This is a genomic window from Xanthobacter autotrophicus (genome assembly GCF_029991245.1).
GTDB classification, from domain to species: Bacteria; Pseudomonadota; Alphaproteobacteria; order Rhizobiales; family Xanthobacteraceae; genus Xanthobacter; species Xanthobacter autotrophicus_C.
In genome coordinates, this window is sequence record NZ_JAIVFO010000239.1 from 1 (window position 1) to 3636 (window position 3636).

The window sequence follows — 3636 nt, forward strand, 5'->3', positions numbered from 1 at the left end:
GGGTTTCGGCGGGCTTCGGCTTGGGCTTGGGCTTCGGCGCGGGCACCGAGCCCGCGGTCACCGGCGCCTGGGGCTGCACCTGCTTCTTCTGGGCGGTGCCGCTCGCGGGCTTATCGCTGGAGGCGGTGGTGCTCGTGGCCTTGCCGTCCTTGGGCTTGGCCGCCGCCTTGGGCTCGTCAGCGGCGCTGGCGGTCGCGGTCGCGGGCTTGCTGGCAGCGGTCTTGGGCTTCGGCTTGGCCGCAGGTTTCGCGCTGTCGCCGCTTTCGGCCGAGGCGCTCTCGCTGCCGGCGGACGCCTTGGCCTGCTTGGTATCCTTGGCGCCGGGCTTCTTCTTCGGCTTCTCGTCCTCGGGATAGGCCGTGGCGAGGTCCTGCGGCGCGCCGCGGGTGCCCACATAGACCACCACCGGCGGCATGGAGGGCGGCAGGGTCTGCAGCAGCTCGGCGCCGGACTTGGGCAGCACCGGCGCGGCGAAGGCGAAGCCGCCGCTGCTGCTGCTCTCGGGCTCGTCGTCGGCCTCGGACGCGGTCACGGCGCGCTTGCCGCCGCACACCTCGGGCTTCATGTCGTAGGCCGGGCCGCCGGTGTTGGAGATGTTGGACAAAAGCGGCTGCGCCGCCCCGAACACGCCCCAGGACGACTGGAAGCCCTTCTCGAACAGCAGCGCCGCCTGCTCGGTGCGGGCGGTGCCCGAGCGGGCGCCCAGCACCACGGCGATGAGGCGCTTGTTGCCGCGGGTGGCGGTGGCGACCAGATTGTAGCCGGAGCCGCAGACGAAGCCGGTCTTCATGCCGTCGGCACCGGGATAGCGGTCGATCAGGCGGTTGTAGTTGCGCAGCACCGCCTTGCCGATCTTGATGGCCGGGATGCGGAACAGGGCCTCATGCTCGGGGAAATGATAGATGATGGCCCGCGCCAGGATGGCGAGATCACGGGCGGTGGTGATCTGGTCCGGGTCCGGCAGGCCGTTGGGATTCTCGAAATGGGTGCCGCTCATGCCCAGATGGGCGGCGGTGGTGTTCATCTCCGCCACGAAGGCGGGCATGGAGCCGGCCACGCCTTCGCCCACCACCCAGGCCATGTCGTTGGCCGACTTCACCAGCACCATCTTCATGGCGTTGTCGAGGGTGACCACGGTGCCCGGCCTGAAGCCCATCTTGGAGGGCTGCTGGGAGGCCGCGGCCGCCGAGACGGTGAGAGGCGTGTCCAGGGTGAGGCGGCCGTTCTTCACCGCGTTGAGCGCCACGTAGACGGTCATCAGCTTGGTGACGGAAGCGGGATGCCATGGCCGCCCGGCTTCCTTCTGGTCCAGCACCCGGCCGGTGTCGGCCTCCACCAGCAGCACCGGATTGGCCTGGGCGGAACCTGCGAGCAAGGCACCTGCGAGGGCGAAGCCCGGCACCGCAGCGGCGAGACCGAGGCAGGTTCCACGGCAAATTCCAAGCCACGTTCCAAGGATGGAAGTCGCCCGGGCGACGGGACTGGATTTCGTGCGCGCCAACCGCTCAACTCCCGTGTCAGTCAGAATAGCTCGTCACCGTATAGTTTCTTCATTACCCGCTTTCTCCCCGCCGGGAAAGGCGCAACAGGGCGGCAGAAGGCAAGCATTGGCGCCAAGGGGCAGGATCTGTTTGCCACATTCTTGCCCCAGTCCGGGAAATGCCGGAATTGCGATCCTGAAAACCTTTCCATCCGGTTACGTTTCCACGATGGGATGCACCATATCTGCCCCGCCGGTCATGAACTGGGCACGGGCGAGGGCGGCGAACCGGCCGCCGAGATGCACCAGCTCATCGAAGGTGCCGGCCTCCACCACGCAGCCGCGCTCGAATACCAGGATACGGTCGGCATTGCGCACGGTGGCCAGGCGATGGGCGATGACCAGGGTGGTGCGGTCCTTCATCACCTCGTCCAAAGCGGCCTGCACCTTCACTTCCGTGGCGGCGTCCAGCGCGCTGGTGGCCTCGTCGAGGATGAGGATGGGCGGGTTCTTCAGCAGGGCGCGGGCGATGGACAGGCGCTGGCGCTCGCCGCCGGACAGCGCCCGGCCGCGCTCGCCCACCACCGCCTTGAGGCCGAGGGGATTGCGTTCCACCAGCTCCAGCGCCTGGGCGCGGGACAGCGCCTCGCGCATCTCGGCCTCGGTGGCGTCGGGCTTGCCGACCCGCAAATTGTCCTCGATGGAGCGGTTGAACAAAAGCGGCTCCTGGAACACCACGCCGATGGCATGGCGCAGGGAGGAGAGCGTCGCGTCGCGGATGTCCACCCCGTCGATGCGGATCGACCCCGACTGCGGGTCGAACACCCGGTGCAGCAGCGCCAGCGCGGTGGACTTGCCCGCTCCCGTGGTGCCCACGAAGGCGAAGGTCTGGCCCGGCGCCGCATGGAAGGAAACGTCCTCCACCGCGGTGCGCTTGCCGTCGTAGGAGAAGGAGACGTCGTCGAACACCACGTCGCCGGCCACCTGCGGCAGGGGTTTCGCCCCCGGCCGGTCGCGCACCGAGCCCACCGTGTCCAGCACCTCGAAGAACTGGGCGAGCTGCGGGGCCGACATCATCAGCTGGTTGAAGAAGCTCACCGTGTGGTCGAGCCGGCCGATGAGCATGTTGGCGAAGGCCACATAGGTGACGATGTCGCCGATGGCGGCCATGTTGTGGAGATACAGCCAGGTGCCGATGAGCAGGATGGCGAGGATGGTCAGCGTGGTCGCCGCCTTGGTGGCCATGGACACCAGGGCCCACCACGACAGCACCGGGATCTGCACCGCCAGCACCCGGTTCACCGTGGCCTTCAGGCCGGAGACCTCGGCCTCGGTGCGGGTGTAGCTCTGGATCACGGCCACGTTGCCCAGGGCGTCGGAGGTCTGCTCGGCGAGGTCGGAATTATATTCCTCCACCTCCCGCTGCATGGCCTCGGTGCGGCGGATGACATAGCCGGTGACGATGCCGAACACCGCCATCAGCACGATCAGCACCAGGCCCAGCCGCCAGTTGATCCAGATACCCACCGGCACCAGCACCACCAGCGAGATGATGGCGGCGCAATCCTGCCGGAAGAAGGAGAGCCACAGGCCCCACAGGGAATCCACGCCCTCCAGCATCACCTTCAGCAGGCGGCCGGAATGGGTCTCGCCGTGGAAGCTGAGCGGCAATTGCAGCACATGCTCGAAATATTGCGTGAGGATGCCGAGGCGGCGGCGATGGGAGAGGCGGTCCGCGTGCAGCGAAATCAGCACGCCGGCGCCGATGTTGAACAGTCCGAAGCCCACCCAGGCGGCGAGCAGGGGGGTGAGGTCGTCGAAGGTGGGCAGGCGGCTGTCGGCCTTGGTGGCGGCCAGGGTATCCACGATGCGGCCGAACAGGATCGGCTCGGCGAACTGGGCGATGGCCAGCATCAGGTTCGAGACCACCAGCACCGCGCCAAGCCGGGCTTCTGGTCCCAACAGGCCGATGGTACGGGCATAGACGCGAAAAAGGCTCATGGTCGCGGGCTTCCCGTGCCGGTGTGCCGCCACAAGAGCGAAGCGCGGGCGCGGGCGCAAGGGGGTGGATCAAAGCGGGGGTGGGAGGCTCCTCGGTTCCAATGCCTGTTTGCTGCAACCGGGCGCGCTGTGGAACCCTCTCCCGCTTGCGGGGG

General features: G+C 68.0%; 2 protein-coding genes. Both read right to left on the reverse strand.

Features of this window, described 5'->3' with window-relative positions; all coding sequences use genetic code 11:
- The coding region (locus K9U41_RS22175; protein ID WP_282643010.1) for a D-alanyl-D-alanine carboxypeptidase family protein at positions 1 to 1375 on the reverse strand (1375 nt) is incomplete at its 3' end.
- Between the two features lie 321 nt (positions 1376 to 1696).
- Positions 1697 to 3481: a glucan ABC transporter ATP-binding protein/ permease gene (locus K9U41_RS22180; protein ID WP_282643011.1), complete on the reverse strand. Its 1785-nt coding sequence runs from the start codon at positions 3479 to 3481 to the stop codon at positions 1697 to 1699.
- Positions 3482 to 3636: the final 155 nt, after the last annotated feature.